The organism is Streptomyces capoamus (assembly GCF_014654935.1).
GTDB classification, from domain to species: Bacteria; Actinomycetota; Actinomycetes; order Streptomycetales; family Streptomycetaceae; genus Streptomyces; species Streptomyces capoamus.
Map to the genome: position 1 here is coordinate 123,274 of NZ_BNBF01000012.1, position 3,857 is coordinate 127,130.

General features: G+C 72.3%; 5 protein-coding genes. All 5 read right to left on the reverse strand.

Going from position 1 to position 3,857, the window contains the following annotated elements; all coding sequences use genetic code 11:
* The coding region (locus IE312_RS20215) for a DsbA family protein (RefSeq protein WP_229900191.1) at positions 1-690 on the reverse strand (690 nt) is incomplete at its 3' end.
* A gap of 97 nt (positions 691-787) precedes the next feature.
* Positions 788-1,606 carry a tryptophan synthase subunit alpha gene (gene trpA, locus IE312_RS20220; RefSeq protein WP_189983762.1) on the reverse strand — a complete coding sequence of 273 codons (819 nt, stop codon included), beginning with the start codon at positions 1,604-1,606 and terminating at the stop codon, positions 788-790.
* Positions 1,603-2,886, reverse strand: a complete 1,284-nt coding sequence (gene trpB / locus IE312_RS20225) for a tryptophan synthase subunit beta (RefSeq protein WP_189983763.1) — start codon at positions 2,884-2,886, stop codon at positions 1,603-1,605. The genes trpA and trpB overlap by 4 nt, the downstream gene beginning before the upstream one ends.
* A gap of 68 nt (positions 2,887-2,954) precedes the next feature.
* On the reverse strand, positions 2,955-3,188 hold the full coding sequence (gene trpM / locus IE312_RS44175; protein WP_368860020.1) for a tryptophan biosynthesis modulator TrpM: 234 nt from the start codon (positions 3,186-3,188) through the stop codon (positions 2,955-2,957).
* Positions 3,189-3,210: 22 nt separating this feature from the next.
* A partial coding sequence (gene trpC / locus IE312_RS20230; RefSeq protein ID WP_229900193.1) for an indole-3-glycerol phosphate synthase TrpC occupies positions 3,211-3,857 on the reverse strand: 647 nt, incomplete at its 5' end.

Consider the following 3,857-nt stretch of genomic DNA (forward strand, 5'->3'; position numbering starts at 1 on the left):
CAGGACCGTGGGCGTACCGGTGAAGCCGCCGCTGCGGAACGCCTGCTGGGACCGGTTCACCCAGGTGTCGTGCGTGCCGGCCGTGACGCACTTGCGGAAGGCGGGCGTGTCCAGGCCGTTCACCTTGCCCGCCAGCTCGATCAGCCTGTCGTTGCCGGCGAACGCGTCGTCGGTCTCCTTGGGCTGGTTCGCGTACAGCACGTCGTGGTAGTCGCGGAACTTGCCCGCGTCCTGGGCGCAGGCCGCGGCGTTGGCGGCGCGCAGCGAGCCGCTGCCGCCCAGGTTGCCGTCGATCAGCCGGACCAGGTGGTACTCGATCCTGAGCTTGCCGGCGTCGGTCAGTTCGTGCAGCACCGGCCGGTACGCCGTCTCGAAGGCCTGGCAGGCCGGGCAGCGGAAGTCCTCCCAGACGGTGAGCGTCGACTTGGCGCCGTCCTTGCCGACCGGGATGGCGAGGCCGTCCTTGCCCTGCGCACCCGAGGGAGCCACGGCGGGGCCCGCGCTGCTCTTCTCGTGCTTGCCGGCGTTCGCGGCGACCACGCCGATCACCGCCGCGAGGCCCAGGACGCAGACGACGCTCGCGCCCACGATCAGCGTGCGCCGCCGCTTGTCCGCGGCCTTCTGCTTCTCGCGCTCGACCGCCAGCCGCTCCCGGGCGGTGCGCTTTCCGTCACGGTTCTTCTCGCTCACACCCCCAGAACGAACCGGGGAGGCGCAACGCGCCTCCCCGGACCGAGGTCCACTCGTTCGAGTGACCGGATGTTCTGATAGGGAAAGTGACCTGCGGTTACGCCTGTCCGCGCACGCCCTTGGCCAGCTCCCCGGCCAGCTCGCGGACCGCCGCGAGACCGGAGGCGTGGTCCGGCGCGTCCAGCATCCGCTTGACGAACGCCGAGCCGACGATCACCCCGTCGGCGAAGCCGGCGACCTCGGCGGCCTGGGCCCGGCTGGAGACGCCGAGCCCGACGCAGACGGGCAGCTCGGTGCCGGTGCCGCGGGTGCGCCGGACCAGGTCCTGGGCCTGCTCGCCCACCGACTCACGGGTGCCGGTGACCCCCATGAGGGAGGCCGCGTAGACGAAGCCGCTGCCCGCCGCGGTGATCTGGGCGAGCCGCTCGTCCTTGCTGCTCGGTGCCACCACGAAGACCGTCGCCAGGCCGTGCTTCTCGGCGTGCTCCCGCCACAGCGCCGACTCCTGCACCGGCAGGTCGGGCAGGATGCAGCCCGCGCCGCCCGCCTCGGCCAGCTCGGCGGTGAAGCGTTCCACGCCGTAGCGGTCGATGGGGTTCCAGTACGTCATGACGAGCACCGGTTTGCCGGTGGCGCCGTGCGCCTCCCGGACCGTGCGCATCACGTCGGCGATCTTCACCCCGCCGCGCAGGGCGATGTCGTCCGCGGTCTGGATGACCGGGCCGTCGAGGACCGGGTCGCTGTGCGGCAGGCCGACCTCGACGATGTCGGCGCCGCCGTCGAAGACGGCCTCGACGGCCTCGATGCCGCCGTCCACGGTCGGGAAGCCGGCGGGGAGGTAGGCGATGAGCGCGGAGCGGCCCTCGGCCCTGGCGGCGGCGAGGGTGTCGGTCAGCAGCTGGACGTTTCCGCTCACTTGGCGTCCCCCTCGATCTCGGCGGTGTCGGCCGCGTCGGCGGCCACCTCGGCGTCGGTGTCGTAGAGGCCGAAGTAGCGGGCGGCGGTGTCCATGTCCTTGTCACCGCGGCCCGACAGGTTGACGACGATCAGTCCGTCCCCGCCCAGCTCCCTGCCGACCTCCAGGGCACCGGCCAGCGCGTGGGCGCTCTCGATGGCCGGGATGATGCCCTCGGTCCGCGACAGCAGGCGCAGCGCCTGCATGGCCGCGTCGTCGGTGATCGCGCGGTACTCGCCGCGGCCGGAGTCCTTCAGGTAGGAGTGCTCGGGGCCGATGCCCGGGTAGTCCAGTCCGGCCGAGATCGAGTAGGGCTCGGTGATCTGGCCCTCCTCGTCCTGCAGCACGTAGGACCGGGAGCCGTGCAGGATGCCGGGTTCGCCGGCGGTGAGGGTGGCCGCGTGCTCGCCGGTCTCGATGCCGTGTCCGGCGGGCTCGCAGCCGATGAGGCGGACGCCCTCGTCGGGGATGAAGGCGTGGAAGAGGCCGATGGCGTTGGAGCCGCCGCCGACGCAGGCGACGGCCGCGTCCGGCAGGCGGCCGGCGCGCTCCAGGAGCTGGCGGCGGGCCTCGACACCGATGACCCGGTGGAAGTCGCGGACCATGGCCGGGAAGGGGTGCGGGCCGGCGACCGTACCGAACAGGTAGTGGGTGCGGTCGACGTTCGCGACCCAGTCCCGGAACGCCTCGTTGATGGCGTCCTTCAGGGTGCGGCTGCCGGACTTCACGGCGACCACCTCGGCGCCCAGCATGCGCATCCGGGCCACGTTCAGGGCCTGCCGCTCGGTGTCGATCTCACCCATGTAGATGGTGCAGTCGAGACCGAACAGCGCGCACGCGGTGGCCGTCGCAACGCCGTGCTGGCCGGCGCCGGTCTCGGCGATGACCCGGGTCTTGCCCATGCGCTTGGTGAGCAGGGCCTGGCCGAGCACGTTGTTGATCTTGTGGGAGCCGGTGTGGTTCAGGTCCTCGCGCTTGAGGAACACCCGTGCACCGCCGGCGTGTTCGGCGAACCGGGGCACCTCGGTGAGCGCGGAGGGGCGGCCGGTGTAGTTCACCAGCAGGTCGTCGAGCTCGCGGGCGAACTCCGGGTCGTGCTTGGCCTTGTCGTACTCGACGGCGACCTCGTCCACGGCGGCGACGAGGGCCTCCGGGATGAATTTGCCGCCGAACGCGCCGAAGTAGCCCTCGGCGCTGGGCACCTGGCCGGTGGGGTCAGGGAAGAAGAAATCGCTGGGCATGCGAAAACCTCACGGTGAGATTGCGGGAAGACACGAATCGCCGTGGGGGCGGAGCTTGTCGTACGACCTCAGGCCGAGTGCGCCCGGTCGCGCTCGCGCGGCAGTAGCCGCACATCGAGTAGAGCCCCGCGCCCCTTCGGGGCGCGCTGCCATCGACGTCCGTTCACCTGGCCCGGCTCGTCACCGATGACGTACCGCACCCTGCGGCCGTGGACACGCCGGGCGGGGGCGCGGCAGCCCCTCGGGCGGCAGCCGCGCGCCAGGCGGGCGTACCGGTCCACGGTCGTCACGGTGAGAGTCATCGGTACCAAGCCTAGCGGGTGATCAGCCCCGGCCGTGCCGCAGCGCCGGGTGCTCGCCCGCCGCCACCAGGTCGGCCACCGCGGCCTTGGGGTCGCGTCCGGTCACCAGGGACTCGCCGACCAGGACGGCGTCGGCGCCGGCGTTGGCGTAGGCGATGAGGTCGTGCGGGCCGCGGACCCCGGACTCGGCGACCTTCACGATGCCGTCGGGGATCTCCGGGGCGAGCCGCTCGAAGGTGCCGCGGTCGACCTCGAGCGTCTTCAGGTTGCGCGCGTTGACGCCGATGATCTTGGCGCCCGCGTCCACCGCACGGTCGACCTCGTCCTCGTCGTGCACCTCGACGAGCGGGGTGAGGCCGATGGACACGGCCCGCTCGATCAGGGACTCCAGGGCCGGCTGGTCCAGTGCGGCCACGATCAGCAGCGCGAGGTCGGCGCCGTACGCGCGGGCCTCCCACAGCTGGTACGAGGTGACGATGAAGTCCTTGCGCAGGACGGGGATGTCGACCCGGGAGCGCACGGCCTCCAGGTCGGCGAGCGAGCCGCCGAAGCGGCGCTGTTCGGTGAGGACGGAGATGACGGCCGCGCCGCCCGCCTCGTAGTCCGCGGCCAGTCCGGCCGGGTCGGCGATCGCCGCCAACGCGCCCTTGGACGGGCTCGAGCGCTTGA